Source organism: Shinella sp. M31 (genome assembly GCF_049199205.1).
Taxonomy (GTDB): Bacteria; Pseudomonadota; Alphaproteobacteria; order Rhizobiales; family Rhizobiaceae; genus Shinella.
Window position 1 is genome coordinate 1 of the sequence record NZ_JBLZPH010000022.1, and the last position, 20,255, is coordinate 20,255.

General features: G+C 62.9%; 21 protein-coding genes. 15 read left to right on the forward strand and 6 right to left on the reverse strand.

The features are described from left to right. On the forward strand, window positions 1-453 hold a 453-nt coding region (locus ACOZKU_RS03685; protein WP_421577712.1), incomplete at its 5' end, for a Crp/Fnr family transcriptional regulator. A 112-nt stretch (window positions 454-565) separates the two neighbouring features. Here the strand turns inward: ACOZKU_RS03685 and ACOZKU_RS03690 are convergent. From ACOZKU_RS03690 to ACOZKU_RS03715, 6 genes are all read right to left on the reverse strand, one after another. Next, entirely contained in the window at window positions 566-811 is a 246-nt protein-coding gene (locus ACOZKU_RS03690; RefSeq protein WP_244762268.1) for a MoaD/ThiS family protein, read from the reverse strand. Window positions 812-820: 9 nt separating this feature from the next. Beyond that, window positions 821-3,073, reverse strand: a complete 2,253-nt coding sequence (locus tag ACOZKU_RS03695; RefSeq protein ID WP_421577713.1) for a xanthine dehydrogenase family protein molybdopterin-binding subunit — start codon at window positions 3,071-3,073, stop codon at window positions 821-823. Window positions 3,074-3,075: 2 nt separating this feature from the next. Next, entirely contained in the window at window positions 3,076-3,552 is a 477-nt protein-coding gene (locus ACOZKU_RS03700) for a (2Fe-2S)-binding protein (protein ID WP_421577714.1), read from the reverse strand. Then, entirely contained in the window at window positions 3,552-4,412 is an 861-nt protein-coding gene (locus tag ACOZKU_RS03705) for an FAD binding domain-containing protein (RefSeq protein ID WP_421577795.1), read from the reverse strand. Before ACOZKU_RS03705 ends, ACOZKU_RS03700 begins: the two co-directional genes overlap by 1 nt. Window positions 4,413-4,610: 198 nt before the next feature. After that, the gene (proC, locus tag ACOZKU_RS03710) at window positions 4,611-5,441 is read right to left on the reverse strand and encodes a pyrroline-5-carboxylate reductase (protein WP_421577715.1); all 831 of its coding nucleotides are present in this window, start codon (window positions 5,439-5,441) and stop codon (window positions 4,611-4,613) included. A gap of 1 nt (window position 5,442) precedes the next feature. Further along, window positions 5,443-6,207: an acetoacetate decarboxylase family protein gene (locus ACOZKU_RS03715; protein ID WP_421577716.1), complete on the reverse strand. Its 765-nt coding sequence runs from the start codon at window positions 6,205-6,207 to the stop codon at window positions 5,443-5,445. A 287-nt stretch (window positions 6,208-6,494) separates the two neighbouring features. Between ACOZKU_RS03715 and ACOZKU_RS03720 the strand changes: the two genes are divergently transcribed. The 14 genes from ACOZKU_RS03720 (at window position 6,495) to ACOZKU_RS03785 (ending at window position 20,238) form a co-directional block, all read left to right on the forward strand. After that, window positions 6,495-7,337, forward strand: coding sequence for an IclR family transcriptional regulator (locus tag ACOZKU_RS03720; protein WP_421577717.1), 843 nt, complete (start codon window positions 6,495-6,497; stop codon window positions 7,335-7,337). A 133-nt stretch (window positions 7,338-7,470) separates the two neighbouring features. Next, entirely contained in the window at window positions 7,471-8,244 is a 774-nt protein-coding gene (locus ACOZKU_RS03725; RefSeq protein ID WP_421577718.1) for an enoyl-CoA hydratase/isomerase family protein, read from the forward strand. A 50-nt stretch (window positions 8,245-8,294) separates the two neighbouring features. Beyond that, the gene (locus ACOZKU_RS03730; protein ID WP_421577719.1) at window positions 8,295-9,821 is read left to right on the forward strand and encodes an AMP-binding protein; all 1,527 of its coding nucleotides are present in this window, start codon (window positions 8,295-8,297) and stop codon (window positions 9,819-9,821) included. A 53-nt stretch (window positions 9,822-9,874) separates the two neighbouring features. Then, window positions 9,875-10,978, forward strand: coding sequence for a zinc-binding dehydrogenase (locus tag ACOZKU_RS03735; protein ID WP_421577720.1), 1,104 nt, complete (start codon window positions 9,875-9,877; stop codon window positions 10,976-10,978). Between the two features lie 25 nt (window positions 10,979-11,003). Beyond that, a complete protein-coding gene (locus ACOZKU_RS03740; protein WP_421577721.1) occupies window positions 11,004-12,437 on the forward strand; it encodes an NAD-dependent succinate-semialdehyde dehydrogenase in 1,434 nt (477 codons plus the stop codon). 87 nt (window positions 12,438-12,524) lie between these two features. Continuing rightward, window positions 12,525-13,220, forward strand: coding sequence for an acetoacetate decarboxylase family protein (locus tag ACOZKU_RS03745; RefSeq protein ID WP_421577722.1), 696 nt, complete (start codon window positions 12,525-12,527; stop codon window positions 13,218-13,220). A 26-nt stretch (window positions 13,221-13,246) separates the two neighbouring features. After that, entirely contained in the window at window positions 13,247-14,035 is a 789-nt protein-coding gene (locus ACOZKU_RS03750; RefSeq protein ID WP_421577723.1) for an SDR family NAD(P)-dependent oxidoreductase, read from the forward strand. A gap of 134 nt (window positions 14,036-14,169) precedes the next feature. Then, entirely contained in the window at window positions 14,170-15,288 is a 1,119-nt protein-coding gene (locus tag ACOZKU_RS03755) for a branched-chain amino acid ABC transporter substrate-binding protein (protein ID WP_421577724.1), read from the forward strand. Between the two features lie 68 nt (window positions 15,289-15,356). Further along, the gene (locus ACOZKU_RS03760) at window positions 15,357-16,307 is read left to right on the forward strand and encodes a branched-chain amino acid ABC transporter permease (RefSeq protein WP_421577725.1); all 951 of its coding nucleotides are present in this window, start codon (window positions 15,357-15,359) and stop codon (window positions 16,305-16,307) included. Window positions 16,308-16,310: 3 nt separating this feature from the next. Then, window positions 16,311-17,306 (forward strand): branched-chain amino acid ABC transporter permease, encoded by a 996-nt coding sequence (locus ACOZKU_RS03765; RefSeq protein WP_421577726.1) that lies wholly within the window; start codon window positions 16,311-16,313, stop codon window positions 17,304-17,306. Beyond that, window positions 17,282-18,106: an ABC transporter ATP-binding protein gene (locus tag ACOZKU_RS03770; protein WP_314086087.1), complete on the forward strand. Its 825-nt coding sequence runs from the start codon at window positions 17,282-17,284 to the stop codon at window positions 18,104-18,106. The genes ACOZKU_RS03765 and ACOZKU_RS03770 overlap by 25 nt, the downstream gene beginning before the upstream one ends. Further along, a complete protein-coding gene (locus ACOZKU_RS03775) occupies window positions 18,045-18,746 on the forward strand; it encodes an ABC transporter ATP-binding protein (protein ID WP_421577727.1) in 702 nt (233 codons plus the stop codon). The genes ACOZKU_RS03770 and ACOZKU_RS03775 overlap by 62 nt, the downstream gene beginning before the upstream one ends. Before the next feature lie 20 nt (window positions 18,747-18,766). Continuing rightward, a complete protein-coding gene (locus ACOZKU_RS03780) occupies window positions 18,767-19,534 on the forward strand; it encodes an SDR family NAD(P)-dependent oxidoreductase (RefSeq protein WP_421577728.1) in 768 nt (255 codons plus the stop codon). Between the two features lie 119 nt (window positions 19,535-19,653). Further along, window positions 19,654-20,238 carry a helix-turn-helix domain-containing protein gene (locus tag ACOZKU_RS03785; RefSeq protein ID WP_117372207.1) on the forward strand — a complete coding sequence of 195 codons (585 nt, stop codon included), beginning with the start codon at window positions 19,654-19,656 and terminating at the stop codon, window positions 20,236-20,238. Window positions 20,239-20,255 lie beyond the last annotated feature (17 nt).

A 20,255-nucleotide genomic window follows, 5' to 3' on the forward strand; every position in this document is an offset into this window, starting at 1 on the left:
TCCTACGATGTCACGGTCCAGCTCGACGCTGAGGGTTACAGTATGGACTTCGACGATTTCCGCCGCTGGATGGATCAGAGCAAACCTTTCGCGCAGGTGATGAACCGCTCGATGGAGGGGTTTACGGTTCAACTGGCACATACGGCCGTGTCCAATGCCGTACACGATGTCAACGAGCGTCTCGCCCGCTGGCTCCTCATGTGCCACGACCGCTCGCGCAGCGACGAGATGGCGGTCACGCACGAACTCCTCTCGGTTCTCCTCGGCGTCAGGCGCCCCAGCGTGACGACTGCGCTTCATGTCCTGGAAGGCGAGGGTCTCATCCGCTCGCTGCGAGGCAGCGTCGTCATTCGCGACCGCTTGGCTCTGGAGGATTTCGCACAAGATTGTTATGGCCGGCCCGAAGCAGAATACCGACGCTTGATGAGCGACCTCTCCGCAGAGAGAGCGTGATACGGAAGGCCAATCAATGTGCCCACCATCTCACGCTTCACCTCCATAGCCATTGTGGCAGAGGTGCGAACGCACGATGTGTACACCTGACCCCGACGACGCAATCGCTTCACTATCCGCCCGCGAGCCTTGGCAGAAGATAGATTTCCGCTCCGGCCGGTAGTTCCTTCGACCATGTGTCGCGATAGATCGTCCCATCTATCGCAACCGCAATCCCGCGGTCCATTAACGGCGTAAGACCAGGGAACCGTTCGCTTAACTTCTTGAACAGTTCCCTGATGTTTTTTGCCTCGACCTCGACCTTGCTGTTGCCCTCGGCCGCCGCGGCGAGCGCACCCCAGAGCGTCACCTCGACCATCGGGCCTCCTTAGGCTTCGAGCGCCGCTAGGATCCGCGGCGGCGACATAGGGATATGCTGCATCCGCACGCCCACCGCATTGGAAACCGCATTGGCCACCGCCGCAAGCGGGGGGACGATGGAGGTTTCCCCGACGCCGCGCACCCCATAGGGATGGTTGGGGTTGGGGATTTCCAGGATTTGCGTGTCGATCATGGGCAGATCCGAACAGACGGGGATGCGGTAGTCGAGAAAGCCTGCATTCTGCAAACGGCCATCCTTGCCGTAGATGTATTCCTCGTTGAGCGCCCAGCCGATGCCTTGTGCGGCACCCCCTTGGTACTGCCCCTCGACATAGGTCGGATGCACGGCTTTGCCGGCGTCCTGCACCACGGTGTAGCGTAAGACCTTGGTGGCCCCGGTTTCGGGATCGACCTCGATATCGCAGATATGGGTCGCGAAGGACACGCCGGCGCCGTCGGCCACGATCTCGCTATGACCGGCAATCGGCCCGCCCGTAGTGCCGGATGCGGCGGCAATCTCCTTCAAGGACAGTTTTGGAAGGTTTCCGTGCGTCTCGCCTTTGGCGACGGCATGGCCTTTTTCCCACGTCACGTCCTCGACCGGGATGTCCCACATCTGCGCCGCGCGTGCGCGGAGGATTTCGATCGCGTTGCGGGCGGCGGAGATGGTGGCCATCGAGGACGAGAAGGTGCCACGGCTGCCGTCGGTCATGTCGTTATAGCCGAGGCTTGATGTATCGGCGATCACGGCTCTGACCTGCGCGTAGTCGATCCCGAGTTCCTCTGCGGCCACCAGCGAGAGCGATGCGCGCGAACCGCCCACATCCACCGTGCCGACAGCCAGCGAGACCGTGCCGTCCATTCCGATATTCAGATCGGTGCATGTCTGGCCGCCGAAGTTGAACCAGAAGCCGCATGCCATGCCGCGCCCCTGGTTCTTGCCGAGCGGCGCCTTCATGTGCGGATGGTTTTTCACGGCCTCCAATGTCGGGCCGATCCCGATCGGACCATAGACCGGGCCGTAGGATGCCTTGGTCCCCTCCTGTGCGGCGTTCTTGATACGGAAGTCCACGGCATCCATGCCAATCTTCTTGGCAAGTTCGTCGATGGCGCTTTCCACGGCAAACGCCGCCATCGGCGCGGACGGCGCACGGTAAGCCGCAGTCTTCGGACGGTTTACCAGCACTTCGTAGCCGACGGTCCTGACATTCTCGAGCTTGTAGCAGGCGAATGCGGTCATGGCGCCGACCTCGGCCCAGGATCCGGCATAGGGGCCGCAGGAATAGCGAAGCGTCGCATCGGCGGCGATGATCGTTCCGTCCTTCATTGCGCCGATCTTAACGTCGATCGACGTGGCGCTGGTCGGGCCGGTTGCGCGAAACACCTCGTCACGCGTCATGACCAGCTTGACCGGCCTGCCGGCCTTGCGCGACAGCGCGAGCGCGACCGGCTCGGCCCAGACATGGGTCTTGCCGCCGAAGCCGCCGCCGATTTCCGACGACGTCACACGCAGCTTGGAGGCTTCCAGGCCGAGCAGCTGCGCGCAATGCTGGCGATAGACGAAGTGGCCCTGCGTGCAGACCCACAAATCCGCCGTGCCGTCCGAACTGACATTGGCCACGCAGGCATGAGGCTCGATATAGCCCTGATGGGTCTGTTCGGTCCTGAACGTCCGCTCGACCACGAAATCCGCCTTCGCCATGCCGGCGTCGACGTCGCCATGCCCGAACTGACTGCGCATCGAGACGTTCGAAGCGCGATCCGGCTTCGGATCGACGCCCGTCGTGAAGATCGTGTCGTTGATGAGTGGAGCATCGGCAGCGAAGGCCTGATCGACGTCGGTGACGTGCGGTAGGAGTTCGTACTCAACTTCGATGAGCTTGAGCGCCTGCCTGGCGGTGTGTGCATCGATCGCCGCGACGGCAGCGACGGCATGCCCGTCGTAGAGCGCCTTCCTGCGCGCCATGCAGTTGTCGAGAATGTCATACATCGACGTGTCGCCGTTGGTGAGGTCGGGCAGGTCCGCCGCCGTCACCACGGCCTTGACGCCGGGAAGCTGCTCGGCCTTCGACGTGTCGATCTTGCGAATGACGGCATGGGCGTGCGGGCTGCGCAGGATACGTCCGATCAACTGGCCGGGCATGTTGAAATCGGCACCGTAGCGTGCGCGCCCCGTTACCTTGTCGACGCCGTCAGGCCGGATGGGGCGCGTGCCGACGGAAGAGAAGCTGCGTGCCGCGTGGCTGGGATCGAAAGTCATGGTCATGCTCCTCTCATAACGCTGGCGGCGTCCTGAACGGCGCGCACGATTTTGTCGTAGCCGGTGCAACGACAGAGATTTCCGGCGAGGCCGAAGCGGATTTCCTCCTCGGTCGGGTCCGGGTTTTTGGCCAGAAGATCTTTGGCGGCGATGAGAAAGCCGGGCGTACAGATGCCGCATTGCAAGGCGGCGTGCTCGAGGAATTTCTGCTGCAGCGGGTGGAGCTTGTCACCCTGCGCCATGCCCTCGACGGTGGAAATATGGCGGCCTTCCGCCTCGGCCCCGAGCACCAGGCAGGAGCAGACCAGGCGATCATCGAGAATGATGCTGCAGGCGCCGCAGTCGCCCGTGCCGCAGCCTTCCTTCACGCCCATGAGCCCCAGGCGTTCGCGCAGCACTTCCAGCAGTGTCTCGTCGGGATGACAGAGAAACTCGGCATGATCGCCATTGATCGTCGTCGAAACTGCAATACCTGCCATCACTTTTGTCCTGCACGTTGATAGGCGGTCAGCGCGACCCGCTTGGCCAGCACGCCCGCGACTTTCTTTCGGAATTCCACGGTGCCTCGCTTGTCGTCGATGGGGCGACAGGCACCGGAACAGGCTTCGGCGAGGCGGTCCAGCGTGCCGTCGTCGACGCGGGAGCCAACCAGGATATCGGCCGCCTCTTCGACCAGCAGCACCGTGGGTGCCGCGGCGCCGAGCGCGACGCGCGCCTTCTCGACGACGCCCTGATCATTGAGGGTGAGATTGACCGCGGCACTGACGACGGCGATGTCCATTTCGGTGCGTGGCGTGAACCGTTGGTAGGCGTCGCCCGAACGGGGCTGGCGCCTGTCGAGCAGAATCGCTTCGATGATCTCGCCGGGTGCCAGCGATGTTTTGCCGGGCGCGACCGGCACCATTTCGACGGCAATCGTGCGAGAACCGGCCGGTCCTCTGATGAGAGCCTTTGCGCCGGCCGCCACCAGCGCCGGCACGCTGTCAGCGGCGGGGGATGCGTTGCAAAGATTTCCGACGATCGTGCAACGCCCCTGCACCTGCTTGGAACCAATCAGTCTGGCGCCCTCAACCACGCCCGGCCAGGCGTTCCGGAGGGCTGCATTCTCGCCCAGGACCGCACAAGGCACCGCCGCGCCGATGACGAAGCCTTCGTCGCTCTCGATGATGCGTCCCAAGGCCTCTATCGCTTTGATGTCGATGATGAGGTCGGGCTCGATGAACCCGCCTTTCATTCTCACCAGCAAATCGCTTCCGCCGGCCAGGATCGCGGCCTTGCCTGCGGCATTCGCCAGCAGGCCGACGGCATCCTCCAATGAACTTGGGCGAATATAGCGCAAAAGGATACTCCTCGTGATGAAGTCGGGCCGGAAGCAAATATCGCAACCCGCAATAACCGATGCCGCGACGATGTCGCAACCGCTCGCCAACGCTATTGGAAGCACCGGTTCGATACAAGCCGGGTCCTCCATTTCCGATGAGCGGCCCATGTGGGTCCCCATGAAGATGGGTCGTCTTAGGCGAGTGTGTTGGCCAATTCATGCCGTGCGAGCAAGCTCGACAGCGCGACGATGCGCTGCGATTGCCGCGGTTCCAAGGAGCGTTTTCAACGCATCGTTTTCCGTCAGCACGCTGAGCGCTGCCTCGGTGGTGCCGCCGGGGCTGGTGACCTGGCGGCGTAGCTCCGCAGGGGGTGTATCGGCCGCCATCGCCAGGGCGCCGGCACCAAACACGGTTTCCTTTGCAAGTGCGAGAGCCGTTTGCGGCGGCAGGCCGAGTTGCGTGCCTGCTGCAGAGAGTGCCTCGATGAAGTGGAACACATAGGCGGGACCCGAGCCGGACAGGGCCGTAGCCGCGTCGACCTGCGCCTCGTGTTCGACGCGATGCACCGCCCCGCCGGCAGAGAGGAGCCTCGTCACCCGTTCGGCGTGCTGCGGGCTGACGCGCGCATTGGCGAAAATGACCGTCGAACCCTTGCCGATCGCGGCCGGTGTATTCGGCATCGCGCGCACCGCGGCCACCTCGCCAAGGCTCGTTTCCAGCGCCGAAACGGGAACGCCGGCCGCGATGCTGACGACGACGCTTTCCGTCACATGGGGCCGGTAGGCCGGCAGCACCGCCGCCATGATCTGCGGCTTTACCGCGAGTACCACAGTCGCCGGCCTGAACCCGGCATGCAACGCCTCGGCCGATGCATAGGTCCCGACACCGAGCGCGCCGGCTTGCGCGCGCAATGCCTCCGCGGGCTCGACCACATGCACGTCGTTCGGATGCATGAAGCCGGCCGTCAGCCAGCCTTGCAGCAAAGCTCGCCCCATATTGCCGCATCCGACCAGAAGCAGTTCGTCGTTGGTTGCGACCTCGGCCATATCAGGCGCCTTCTACCGGGATGCCGTTCGTGACCAGATCGGCGATCGTTTTGCCCCAGCCGTTCTGTTCGGTGGCGAAGAAATCGCCGATCACATAGTTGGCGGCCAGCACCTGCACCGGGCCGAGCGGAGAGAGCGGGTCGGTGGCGAGTGCGCCGAGCGAGACTGCGGCCGAGCCCCAGCGGCAGGAGGTCATCTGAAAATCCGACGAGGTATCGCGGGCGATCACCCGCTTGTTGAGGATCTTTCCGTCCGGCGCCGGCTGAATGTGGATGTTGAGATGCGGGGTTGTCTTCAGCGGTTCGGCCTGCGTACCGTCGAAGGTGCAGTCGATGGTGATCAGCGGTACGCCATGGCGGACGACACTTGCCATAGCGCCGCCCGCGCGCTCGGTCAGTTCGATCGTGCCGAATTTTTTCGGGTAGCCCCAGAGATCGCGGCCGGCCGCGATGGCCGCGTCATTGTCCTCGTATTCGAACAGGAAATAGCCGCCTTCGCGATCGCCGAAACGCACGGGGATGACGATGCCGGCATCCATGAAGGGCGCCTTGCGGCAGTTGGTGAAGTCCGAGACATAGACCAGGAACCGGTCGCCGGCGAGCGTGAACGGCGTGTTCTCCAGATAGTGGCCGAGGATTGCCGGATCACCCTGGCAGATGGCGTTGAGACTGCGGTTGCCCGGACATTCATAGGGTACGAAGGGATCCGGGATCAGCGGCGCCTGGAGGGGCATGTTGTTGGCATTGTGAAGCGGAATTCGGGTCATAGCTGCCTTGGGCCTTTAGAGGGTGCGGAAAACATATGAAAAAATATCCATATAAATTCATTCAAGTGAAATTTCTTATCCATGATTCCATGTTCGTCAAGTGATTTCAGCCGCAGCGAATAGCGCTGAGGAGCCGCGTAAACGCTTTTGGGATCGTAGACACCCGCTCGATCCTGCCGCCGTATCCCGTTCCGCAGACCTCGATCGCCTGATCTCAACGGCGGCACGGTGGTATCCGGCGGGCTTGCCGATATCGGGAGGCCGGGCTACACGAGACGAGTTCTGCAATGGCGCCTTCGTGGCGCGGCGAAGCGATTGCCATGGTGACGAGCTTGTCCTCTGATGACCCGAAAAGTGCCGACGATGCCGATCCGCTGATGGTGCGATCCGTGGAAAAGGCGTTTCGGGTGCTGGAGGCCTTCGACGGCACCAACAGGAGCCTCAGCCTTGCGCAGATCGGCGCGAATGTCGGCCTCGACAAGAGCGCTGCGCAACGCTTCACCCATACGCTGAACAAGCTGGGCTATTTGCAAAAAGACCCGGTGACAAAGCGTTTCGAGCTCAGCTTGCGCAGCCTCGAAATGGCGCGCCATTTCATCACCGCCAACCCGCTGGTTAACCAGGCGATGCCCTATCTCCTCCATCTCAGCCGCGAGACGGAGGAGGCGGTGAACCTGACGTTGCCCGACGGAACGGAGATCGTCTTTGCCGCCCGTTTCATGAGCCGGCATATGCTCAACACCGATGTCGTCGTCGGCACGCGCATGCCTGCCTTCTGCACGGCGCCGGGCCGGGCGATCCTTTCCCGATTGCCCGCGGCGGAGGCGCTCTCGCTCATCGAGCGGTCGCCCTTGCAGGCGTTTACGCCGCAGACGGTGTACACGGTCGACGGACTGGTCGAACGGCTCGATGCCGCACGCAGTGCCGGTTATGCGACGACCTGGGGCGAATTCTTTCCAGGCGATCTCTCGGTTGCTGCCGCGGTGACCGATCAGGCCGGACGTCCCGTCGCGGCGGTCAATATCGGTGTGTCCAACGCGCGCTACACGCCCGAAAAGGCGGAAGAAACATTCGCGCCTCTCGTCGTCGCGGCCGCGCGCTCGATCTCGCAGGCCTCATCCACCTTCTGACGTCTTTAAAAGGCAAATCTTGAGCCTTCGCCGGCTTGCCGGCGAGGGATTTTTTATGTCGTGAAAAATCCCATTGACAATTTCATGTATCGAATTACGATACTAAGTATCACAATACGATACGATGGATCGCATGACAAATTTTGTTTTGACTGAGCAGCGCGGCTCCTGCCGCGCGATCACGCTGAACCGCCCCGAGGTCCTCAATGCCTGGCATTCCCAGATGCGGCTTGACCTCATGGCTGCGCTCGAGTCCGCCGAGGAAGACGCCGCCGTCGGTGCGATCATCATGACCGGGGCAGGCGAGCGCGCCTTCGGTGCCGGGCAGGATCTCAACGAGACCAAGACCTTCGACCCCGACCGTGCGGAACTCTGGATCGGCGAATGGGAGCGGCTCTACGATCGGATCCGCAGCCTATCCAAGCCGTTGATCATGGCGCTGAACGGCCTGGCCGCCGGCTCGGCCTTCCAGGTGACCTTGCTCGGCGATTTCCGCATCGGCCACGATGGCGTGAAGATGGGGCAGCCGGAGATCAATTCCGGTATCGCCAGCACGACCGGCCCATGGATCATGATGGAGATGATCGGGCTTGCGCGCACCACCGACCTGACCCTCAGCGGCCGCATGATGGACGCGGCGGAATGTGTCGCCATCGGCCTCATCAACCGGATCGTCCCGCGCGAGGAGGTGCTGGAAGCCTCATTGGCGCTCGGCGAACAGCTTGCCGCAAAGCCGCGGCTTGCCATGAAGCTCAACAAGCAACGCTTCCGCGAGGTCACCGAGGCCCGTTTTCGCGACGCGCTTGCGGCCGGCGTTCGCAACCAGCGCATCGCCTATGGCGATGGTGAGCCCAACCGCATGATGGAACAGTTTCTCGCCGCCAAATCCAAGGCGAAGTCCGGCTGAGCCGCACCTGCCGTCGCGTTTCAAGATCAATGACTTTTCAGGACTATAGCGTGGAAGACCAAGGTTTCATTTTTCGCCTGCCGGCTCGGGCCGCCGCCTCGCCCGATGCCATCTATGCGACGTTCGACGGCGAACCGATCACCTTTGCCGATCTGCACCGCAAGTCGGACAATGTTGCGGTCGCACTTCGTCGCCTTGGCGTTGAGAAGGGTGATCGCGTCGCGCTGATGCTGCGCAACAGCCCCGACAGCCTCGCCGTGCTGTTTGCCATCGCCAAGTGCGGCGCCGTGTGGGTGCCGGTGAATGTGCAGCTGCGCGGCGACGGGTTGAAATACATCCTGGAACATTGCGATCCGCGCGTCGTCTTCGCCGATCGCGATCTTTTCCCGAACATCTTGGAATGTGGCGCCGATACCTCGGCGTTCCGGCTTGTTGCAGAGGCAGGCGACACCGAGTCGCTCGACCGGCTTGCCAGCGGCGATCACGTCTTCGCCGAGCCGCTGCCGGCTGCCGATGATCTCTTCGCGCTGAACTACACCTCCGGCACGACCGGTCGTCCGAAAGGCGTCCGCGTCACCCATCGCATGCTGCGCTACGCGGCCGAAGGCGCAATGCTCTGCTCGGATGCGCGCGATGGCGATGTCTTCTTCGTCTGGGAACCGCTTTATCACATCGGCGGCGCGCAGCTCATCCCGATCCCGCTGCTGCGTGACGTCACGCTGTCCATGGTGCAGCGCTTCAGCGCCAGCCGCTTCTGGGATCAGGTGCGCGACTGCGGCGCGACGCAGATCCACTATCTCGGCGGTGTCTTGCAGATCCTTCTCAAACAACCCGAAAGCGCGCGCGACCGTGACCACAAGGTCCGCGTCGCCTGGGGCGGTGGCTGCCCGCGCGACATCTGGCGCGCCTTCGAGGAGCGTTTCGGCACACCGCTGCGCGAATGCTACGGCATGACGGAATCCTCCAGCATCACCACGTTCAACGCGGCCGGCATAGTCGGTTCGGTCGGCACGCCCGTGCCGTGGCTTTCCGTCGAGATTCTCGACGAACAGGGTGCGCCCGTGGCGGCGGGCGTGCATGGCGAGATCGTCGTCCACCCGCGTCAGGCGGGCGCGGTCTTCGCCGGCTATTTCCGCAACGAAGAGGCGACCGCCAAGGCGCTGCGGCCGGATGGTTTCCACACCGGCGACCTCGGCATGATCGATGCGGACGGCAACCTCTATTTCCTCGGCCGCCTGACGGACAGCGTGCGTGTGAAGGGCGAGAACGTCTCGGCCTTCGAGGTGGAGCATGTCGCCGGCGGTCATCCGATGGTTGAGGATTGTGCGCTGATCGGCGTCAAGGCCGAGGTCGGCGAACAGGAGATCAAGCTGTTCATCAAGCCGAAGGAAGGGGCAGCGATCGACTATCCGGCCTTTTCCGACTGGCTCGCCCATCGTCTGGCGCCGTTCCAGAACCCGCGCTACCTCGCTGTGGTCGAGGATTTCGAACGCACGCCGAGCCAGCGCATCATGAAGCACCGCCTGCCTGCATCCGTCGAAGGCAGCTGGGACAGGCAGCAGCACGCCGGCCGATAAGGTCTGGACCCGATACGTACACAACCGCATACCCTGAGGGGGAGACAGTTAGAATGAAGGCCGCCGTTCTCTACACGTTCAATGAAGACCTCGTCATCGAGGATGTGCCGATCGCTGATCCAGGCGATCGCGAGGTGCTGGTGCGCATCATCGCGACCGGTGTCTGCCACAGCGATCTCAGCGCCGCAAAGGGCAAGTCTCGCCCCAAGTTGCCCGTCATCCTCGGCCACGAAGCGGCCGGCATTGTCGAGCGCACCGGTTCGGCGGTGTCGAAGGTGAAGAAGGGCGACCACGTCATCCTCTCCTGGGCACCCAATTGCGGCGAATGCTTCTATTGCCACAAGCGCCTGCCGACCATGTGCGACACCTATGGTGACGCTGCGGGCGGCAACACGCTGTGGAACGGTGCCCTTCGGCTCGGCAGTGCGCAGAAGCCGGTCAATCATTTCACCTGCGTTTCGAGCTTTGCAGAGCTTGCGGTCGTGCCGGAAGCGGGCTGCTCCAAGATCGAGCAAGACATTCCCTTCGAGGTCGCGGCTCTCGTCGGCTGCGCGGTGACGACGGGCTTCGGTGCCGTGGTGAACGACGCCCACGTCGAGCCCGGCGAGATCGTCGGCGTCATCGGCGTCGGCGGCGTCGGTATCAACGCCATCCATGCGGCATCCGTCGCCGGCGCGGAAGCGGTCGTCGCCATCGATATCAATCCGGAAAAGGAAGCGGTCGCCCGGTCCTTCGGTGCGACGCACTTCCTGAATTCTGCGACACAGGATGTCACCGCGGAACTGAAGGCGCTCAGCCGCGGCCGCGGGCCTGACAGCATCATCGACTGCACCGGACGGCCTGCGGCCATCGCACTTGCCTATGACAGCGTCCGGCTCGGCGGTTCGGTGATTTCCGTGGGCATCGCCGCCAAGGGCGAGATGGTCTCCCTGCCGGCTTCGACCTTGCCCAATACCCAGAAGCGCATCATCGGCAGCAACTATGGCGGCGGGGTTCCGGAGCGTGATTTCGAACGCATCCTCGGCCTCTACCGCGCCGGCCGTTTCGACCTCGACCGCCAGGTCGGCGCGCGCGTGCCGCTGGAACAGATCAATGAAGCCTTCCGCTGGCTGGAGCAGGGCGTTCTTGCCCGCACGCTCGTGTGCTTCGACCGCTGACCGACGAAATCGAACGAGACTGACTATGTATCCCGATACCCAACTCTTCATTGCCGGCGAATGGACGAACGGCTCGGGCGGCGAAACGCTGCCCGTCCTCAATCCGGCGACTGGCGGCGAAATCGGTCGCGTCGCGAAAGCAACGGCCGCAGACATGGATCGCGCGCTTGCCGCTGCTGCCGAAGCCTTCGACCAGTGGCGCAAGACGACGGCGCGCGAGCGTGCAAAACTGCTGCATGCAGCCGCCGATAATCTGCGCGCCCGTATCGAGGATATCGCGCCCATCCTGACCATGGAGCAGGGCAAGCCGCTTGCCGAAGCCCGCTCGGAACTGCGCAATGCCGATGACGTCATCCGCTGGTTCGCGGAGGAGGCCATCCGCTCCTACGGCCGCATCATCCCGGCGCGCAAGCCCGGCGTGCAGCAGATGGTCATGAAGGAGCCGATCGGTGTGGTCGCCGCGTTCACGCCGTGGAACTATCCGGTCGCCCAGGCGATCCGCAAGATTTGCGCGGCGCTTGCCGCCGGCTGCACCGTCATCCTGAAGGCCGCCGAAGAGGCGCCGGCTTCCTGCGCGGCCATGGTGCGCGCCTTTGCCGATGCCGGTTTCCCTGATGGGGCGATCAGCCTGCTCTACGGCACACCCTCGGAAATTTCCGAATATCTCATTCCGCATCCGGTGATCCGCAAAGTGTCCTTCACCGGGTCGACGCCGGTCGGCAAACATCTGACCGCGCTCGCCGGCGCCCACATGAAGCGCGTGACGATGGAGCTCGGCGGCCATGCGCCATACATCGTCTGCGCCGACGCGGACCTCTCGTCCGCCGTTTCGATGCTGGCCGGCCACAAATTCCACAATGCCGGTCAGGTCTGCATCGCGCCGACACGTGTGCTGGTGGAAGAGCCTGTCTTCGACAATGTCCTCGAAGACTTCGTCATTGCGGCGAAGGCCGTGAGGGTAGGAGATGGCCTCTCCGACGGTATCGACATGGGGCCGATGGCAAATGCCCGCCGCCTCGACGCGATGGACCGGCTGATCGGCGATGCTATCGCCAAGGGTGGCCGCCTGCTGATCGGCGGCAACCGCATCGGCAATGCCGGCTTCTTCTTCGAGCCGACGGTGCTGGCCGATGTGCCGCTGAACGCCGCGATCATGAACGAGGAGCCGTTCGGGCCTGTCGCAGTCGTCAACCGTTTCGCGGCGGTGAATGCGGCGATTGCCGAGGCGAACCGTCTGCCGTTCGGCTTGGCCGCCTATGCCTTCACGCGGTCCCAGAGACAGGCGCAGCGTTTCGCCGAAGACATCGAAACGGGCATGCTTTCGATCAACGATTACGGCCTTGCCTATGCGGAGGTTCCCTTCAACGGCGTGAAGGATTCCGGTTACGGCTCCGAGGGCGGCCCGGAGGCGCTGGAGACGTTCCAGACGATCAAGTTCGTTTCACAGACGAATTTGTGAAAATCACTAAAATGAAATCTTGACTTCATTTTTTCATTAGTGTGAACTTCATGCTAAAGTGAACACACAGGAAAGATCCTCTCTGCCATGTCCCAGAACGCCTATGCCCTTCCGCAGCGCGCCCCCCTCTATCAGGCGCCGCCGTTCGATTACAAAGCCTTCAGCAAGGTCAGCGTGTTCTGCCGCGTTGATGAAGCGGCAATCCGCGCGGCTTTGCCTGAGCAATTCGACGTTCGGGGCGATGTGATCGAATTTTTCATCATGGACGTGCCGGCCGGCGGCGCGCTTGGGTCCTATGCGGAAGGCGGCATCGTCGTGCCGATGAGCTATCAGGGGCGCCCGGGCGGTCACGTGCTGTACGAGATCGTCACCAATGACGACTCCATGGCGGTCGGCCGCGAGGTCTGGGGCTATCCGAAGAAGATGGGCGACGTGGAGTGGAAGGCGAGCGGTACGGCAATCACGGCCAAGCTCTCGCGCCGCGGCACCTCGCTGATCGAGATCGACTTCAAGGCTGATGGCCCGGCCTTCGAGAAGCCGGCTCTGCACCCGCGTTTCCAGACCCGCATCATTCCGTCACCGGAAAGTGCGGCCGTTGAAACGCAGATCATCGAGAACTCGCTGGGTCAGTCCGAAACGCTCCGCCACGCCCTCGGCACGGCCGAGATCAAGATCGGCGGCAGCGCCAGCGATCCGTTCTCCGATTTCCAGATCCGCGAGATCGTCGGTGCGGAAATGATCGTCGCCAACTTCGTCCTCGGCTTCGGCAAGATCGTCGGCTGAAACGGGATTAACAGGGAACCGTACACATGACGTGTGCAAAAGCGCCCGAAAAGATGTTCAGGCTCGATGAAAAGCGGGTCTTCATCACCGGTGGCGGTGGAGGCATCGGCCGCGCTGCGGCGCTGATGTTCGCTGCTTTCGGAGCGCATGTGGTGGTTCTCGACCGGGATCGGGCGGCGGCGGAAGCCGTTTGCCGGGAGGTGCGGGAGGCTGGTGGCTTTGCGACTGCCTCCGCTCTCGACGTCACCGACGAGGCCGACGTCCTGGCGGTCTTCGCTGCGGCGGAGCAGGACGCCGGTGGTCTCGACATCCTCGTCAACAATGCGGGCATCTCGATCCGCAGGCCGTCGACGGAGCTTGCGATCGAAGACTGGAACAGCGTCGTCTCCGTCAATCTGACAGGGATGTTTCTCTGCTCGCGGACGGCTGCCCGCTCCTGGATTGCTCGGGGCAGGCCCGGCGTGGTGATCAACACGGCCTCGATCATGAGCTTTTCGGGTGGTGGCCTCCATCCGAATGTCTCGTATCAATCGACCAAGGCCGGCGTGGTGAACCTCACCCGGACGCTGGCAGTCGAATGGGCCGATTACGACATTCGCGTCAACGCGGTGGCACCGACCTGGGTCCGGACGCCGCTGATCGATCATCTGATGGCCGACGGGGCGCAGATGGACAAGATCCGCAGCCTGACGCCGCTGAAGCGCCTGGCGGAACCGGATGAAGTGGCCTCCGCCATGATCTTCCTGGCCGGACCGGCCTCGGCAATGACTACCGGCCACGTACTGGCGGTGGACGGTGGGTATCTCGCGAAATGAGGAGGGTGAAGGGAAACTTCAGGTAGTCGCGTGCCTGGTCACTGTCGTGAAGAATGTATCTAATAATTTCATGCATGCGTTGCCCGGACGGGAGTTCCGTGCAACGAATCTCAACGAGCAAAAGGGGAACCAAAATGAACAGAACCCATATACTTCTTTCTGCCGCCGCACTCCTCTTCGCCTCCGGCACCGTGCCGGTGCTGGCGGATGACATCGTGCTGGGGGGCAGCGCGCCGATGTCCGGCGCACAGGCCGAGTTCGGCCAGTCGCAGATCGATGGTGCCCAGCTCTATTTCGACCAGCTCAACGAGAAGGGCGGCATCAAGGGCAACAAGGTGGTCTTCCGCCCGCTCGATGATCGCGCCGACCCGCGTCAGGGTACGCTCGTTGCCCAGCAGTTCTGCGACGACAGCGCCGTCATCGGCGTCATCGGGCACATGAACAGCGGCGTCACCATGCCGGCCCTCGATATCTACTCGGAATGCGGCATGCCGCAGGTCGTCCCCGCGACCAACCCGGAACTGATGCGCATGGGCTTCAAGACCGTTGTTCGCCCCGTCGCCAACGACTTCGTGCAGGGCGCATTGCCGGCAAAATACGTGACGGAGAAGCTCGGTCTGAAGAATGCCGTGCTCGTGCACGACAAGACCGTCTTCGGCCAGGGTATCTCCGGCGTGTTCAAGGACAATTTTGAAGCCGGCGGCGGCAAGGTCTCCGGCACCTACGGCACGAACCCCGAGGACGTCGATTTCTCGGCGCTGATCGCCTCGATCAAGCTGGAAAACCCTGACGTCGTCTATATGGGCGCCGGCATGCCGCAGCTTGCGCTGTTCCTCAAGCAGATGCGCGAACAGGGCCTGAAGGCTCAGTTCATCGGCCCCGATATCGGCTTCACCGTCGATTTCATCACGCAGGTGGGTGCTGCCTCCGCCGAGGGCGCGCTCATGACCTTCCAGCTTCCTCCCTACGATTCCTCGCCGGAACTGAAGGATTTCTCCGATCGCCATCAGGCCCGCTTCGGCCGCGCACCCGGCCCCTACGCCTCGCTGGGCTTCGCCAATGCGCAAGTCATGGCTGCCGCGGTGGAAAAGGCTGAAAGCCTCGATCGCGCCGGCGTTCTCGCGCAGCTGCATGGCGTGACGGTCGAGACGCTGCTCGGCCCGGTCGCCTTCGACGAGAATGGTGAAAACACCACCGCGCCGATGTACCTCTACGTCGTCAAGAACGGCAAGTTCGAACTGATCAAGCAATAATCAGCCGGACTTTTGTTCAACGGGGCCGGTGCAGTCCGTACCGGCCCGTCGTCATAAAGGCGATCCCCTTGTTCGACTATTTTCTTCAACAGCTGATCTTCGCGCTCGCCATCGGTGCGATCTACGGATTGATCGCCCTCGGCTACACGATGGTCTACGGCGTGATGCGTCTGATCAACTTTGCCCACGGCGAGTTCTTTATGCTCGGCCCGTATGTCTACACGTTCATCTTTAGCGGCCTCCTCGGTCTCGGTGGTCTGGCCCCGGTACTGGACTCCGCCATCGCCATCGTCGCGAGCTTCGTGATCGTCGGCCTGCTTGGCGTGGCGATTGAGCGCTTCGCCTACCGGCCGCTGCGCGCCTATGGCCGCCTTGCGCCGATGCTGAGCGCGCTGGGCATGTCCATCGTGCTGCAAAGCGCGGTGCGTGTGACGGTGGGTCCGCAGCCGGTGCATTTCCCGGCCATCGTACCGAGCACGCCGATCGACGCTCTTGGCGGCATGGTGACCACGGTACAGCTCGGCATCCTCGTTGCGGCTGTCCTGCTGATGGTGGGCTTGACACTCTTCGTCAACGGCACGCGGCTCGGCATCTGGATCCGTGCGGCGTCCGAAAGCTGGACGACGTCGAGCCTGCTCGGCATTCGCGTCAACCGCGCCGTCAGCCTCGTCTTCTTCATCGGCCCGGGGCTCGGCGCCATGGCCGGTATCATGTACGCGTCCTACTACGGCATCATGCAGCCGACCATGGGCTCCGTCATCGGCCTGAAAGCGTTCACGGCTGCTATTCTTGGCGGCATCGGGTCCATTCCGGGCGCCATGCTCGGTGGTTTCCTGCTCGGCGCGATCGAAGTTTTCGGCACGGCGTTCCTGCCGATCCTCTCCTTCGGCTATATCGGCACGGAATATCGCGATGTCTTCGCCTTCGCCGTTCTCATCCTCGTTCTTCTGTTCAAGCCCGCCGGCCTGCTCGGCGAGACCGTCTCGGAAGAAACGACCGTCGCAAAGAAGGATTACTGACCCATGGGGAATTCGGTGATCGCCCGGCGGCTCGGCCTTCTTGCGGTTCTCGCGCTCTGCGTGGTTCTGCTTATGCTGGTGCCGTACCTTCCGTCCTATTACGTCCGCGTCGTGGACAGTATCCTGATCTACATCATCCTCGCTGTCGGCCTGAACCTCGTGGTCGGTTATGCGGGTCTGCTCGATCTCGGCTTCATCGCGTTCTACGCGGTGGGCGCCTATGCCTATGCCTTGCTTGCCAGCGGGCAGTTCGACATCCATCTGCCGTTCATCGTCGTCCTGTTCATCGGTGCTGCGGCCGGCGCCATAGCGGGTGTGCTCCTCGGCTTCCCGGTGCTGAAGTTGCGCGGCGACTATCTCGCCATCGTCACGCTCTCCTTCGGCGAGATCATTCGCATCGCCATCAACAATGCCGATGATCTGACCAACGGTCCGCAGGGCATCGCGGGTCTCGACAGGGCAAGCCTCTTCGGCCTGCCCTTGACCACGCCGGTGCATTTCTACTGGTTGCTGCTCGTGCTGGCCATCATCGTCTGCGCCGGCGTCTACTACATGGAACGCTCGATCCTCGGCAAAGCCTGGCGGGCGCTGCGCGAGGATCAGGACGTGGTGCGGGGCCTTGGCATCAACACGACGACGCTGAAGCTGCTGGCTTTCGCGCTCAGCGCGGCGATCGGCGGGGCAGGCGGGGTGATCTTCGGCGCGTTCCAGCGTTTCGTCAGCCCGGAAAGCTTCACCTTCCAGGAATCGCTGCTCGTCGTCCTGATCATCATCATCGGCGGCGTCGGCAACATCGTCGGCGTCATCGCGGGGGCGGTCGTGCTCGTGGTTCTGCCGGAAATCCTGCATTTCGCTGCGCAATACCGCCTGCTGATCTACGGCGTCGTTCTCGTGACCGTCATCGTTCTTCGCCCCGGCGGCCTCGTTTCCCCCCGCTTCAACCTCGGCTTCATCATTCGAAAGGTCCGGACCCTATGGCTCTCGCCCTCGAAAACGTAAGCAAGCATTTCGGCTCGCTCGTTGCGATCCGCAACCTGTCGCTGTCCTTCGATGTCGGTTCGATCTACTCGATCATCGGGCCGAACGGTGCCGGCAAGTCGACGGTCGTCAACATGATCGCCGGCTCCTATTCCGTGACGTCAGGCACCATCCGGCTCGGCGCAACGGCGCTCAACCGGCTGCCTAAGCACCGTATAGCCCAGCTTGGCGTGTCGCGCACCTACCAGAACCTCCGCCTCTTCGATGGCATGACGGTTCTGGAGAATCTGGAGGTCTGCTTCTTCCCGCAGTCGTGGCTGACCTTCCTGACCGGTGCGAAACGGTTGAGCAAGGCCGAGCGGCTCGAGATTTGCCACGCCTGCCTCGCCGAATTCCATCTGTCGGATGTGGCGGATGTTCTGGCCGGCGACCTGCCTTACGGCCGACAGAAAATCCTCGAACTGGCGCGCGCCTTCGTCACGCAGGCGCCGATCGTGCTGCTCGACGAGCCGGCCGCAGGCCTCAACCATACCGAAACGAAGGACATGGCGGCGATGATCGCCGGCCTGAGACGTGAAGACCGCGCGATCATCCTCGTCGAACACGACATGGACATGGTGATGTCCATTTCCGACCGGATCGACGTCTTGAACTATGGCGAGCTGCTTTGCTCCGGCACGCCAGATCTGGTGCGCACGAACGAAAGAGTGCAGGAGGCCTATCTTGGAACCACGGAAGAACTCGACGACATCCGCAAGCTTGCTCAAAGTCGCCGGGCTCAAGGCGGGCTACGGGCGAACGCAGGTATTGTTCGGCATTGATCTGGAAGTCCGTGCCGGTGAGATCGTCACGATCATCGGCGCGAACGGCGCGGGCAAGACATCGACGCTACGCTCGATTTCCGGCCTGACGCAGATCTATTCCGGCGAGATCGAATTCAAGGGCAGCCCGATCAAGGGCCTGCCACCGGAAGAGATCACCCGCCTCGGTCTCGCCCATTGCCCCGAGGGGCGCCAGATTCTCCAGCGACTGACGGTCGAGGAGAACTTGCTGGCCGGTTACATCCCCGGTCGCGGGCGCAGCTTCGACGAGATCCGGACCCAGGTCTACGACATGTTCCCGATCCTCAAGGAGAGGCGGCATTCGCTGGCGAGCCGCATGAGCGGCGGTCAGCAGCAGATGCTGGCGATCGGCCGCTCGCTGATGGCAACGCCCGAGCTTTTGATGCTGGACGAGCCTTCGCTTGGGTTGGCGCCAAAAATCATCAACCAGATCTTCGAGATCATCATCACGCTGTCGAAGTCCGGCATCAGCCTCATCGTCGTCGAGCAGAATGCGGCGGTGGCACTGGAAATCGCCGACTATGCCTACGTGATCGACGCCGGCCGCTGCTCGGTGGAGGGGGGCGCAAACAACGTGCTCAACGATCCCGATCTCAAGGCTGCCTATCTCGGCGCCTGACCGGCGTATACGGAGGAAACATGTCGAAAGCCCAGACATCCATCCTGATCTCCGGCGCGGCCTCCGGGATCGGGCGGGCCACCGCGATTTGTCTCGCCAAAGAGGGCGTCGCGCTCACCCTGTTCGATCGCAACGCACCGGCGATGGCGGAGGTGGCAAGCGCGTGCCAAAACCGGGGAGCGGCCGTCATCGCGGAGGCAGGTGACGCCTCCCTGGATACCGATGTCGCCGCCGCCGTCGGTCGGGCCGTTGAAGCACATGGCTTCCTTTCCGACGTGGTTGCCGCAGCCGGCATCGCGCGGAAAGGCGATGTCACGACGCTGACCGACGAGACCTGGGCGATAACGCTGGCCGTGAACCTCACCGGCCCGTTCCTGCTGGCGCGGCATGCGGTCCCGCACCTGTTGCGCAATTCGTCCTCCGCCTTCGTCGCGGTCAGTTCGGACTCCGGCGTGCGCGGCTCACGCGGTTATGCCGCCTACAGCGCATCCAAGCATGGCGTGGTGGGCCTGATCCGCTGTATGGCGCTCGACCATGGCTCCCAAGGCCTGCGCAGCAATGTCGTCTGCCCGAGCTTCGTCGACACGCCGATGGCCGATGGTCTCCTGAAGGAGAGCGGCGGCGGCTACGATCGCGCCTTCTACGAGCGCCGCGTGCCGCTCGGCCGTTTCGCCAGGCCGGACGAAGTGGCCGATGCCATCCGCCACCTGCTGTCGCCGCAGGCGAGTTATGCCAACGGCATGGTCTATATGCTGGATGGCGGCACCACGGCGGGAACGTTTGGCTGAGGTGGTCCGGTAGATGGGGACAACCGGTCCGGCGGGGATTGCAATCCAAGGCTGGCGTTGACTTCGGTGAAGCGTTTGATCAATTCCATCATTCAAGTGAATTTATCAGGTTATGCTCGATGTCCAATTCTGTTTTCGAAGCCCCGACGCCCGATCATGTCGGGAAGACGCTGCGCGAGCTTAGGCGCTCTCGCCGCATTACCATCCAGCAGCTTGCCGAGGGGCTGAACCGCTCGACGGGCTATGTCAGCCAGCTTGAACGCGGCCTGTCGCAGCCGACGCTGAAGGATCTCTACGCCGCCTGTACGATCTTCGGCGTGCCGATGAGCTGGTTCGTCGATCTGGAAGAAAAGCAGCCCGACGCCGAGCGCGAAAAGGATATCGTCGTTCGCAGCGGCCAGCGCCGCTTCATGCTGCACCGGGGTGCGCGAACGGAGCTCCTGACGCCGCAGCTCGATTCCGACGTCGAATTCATGATGTCGACCTTCGAGCCTGGCCTGGAAACGGAACCCAAGAACGTGCCGACGTCAGGCGCCGAGTACGGCTACATCCTCAAGGGGCGTCTGGAGCTCTGGGTGGATGAAGAAAAGTTCGAACTCGTCGAGGGCGACAGCTACCGCTTCAATCGCTCGTCGACCTATCGCTCCCACAATCCCTCGAAGACCGAACCGACCATCATCATCTGGGTCGGCGTTTACAAGTAGATCACGGCAGGCGTGAA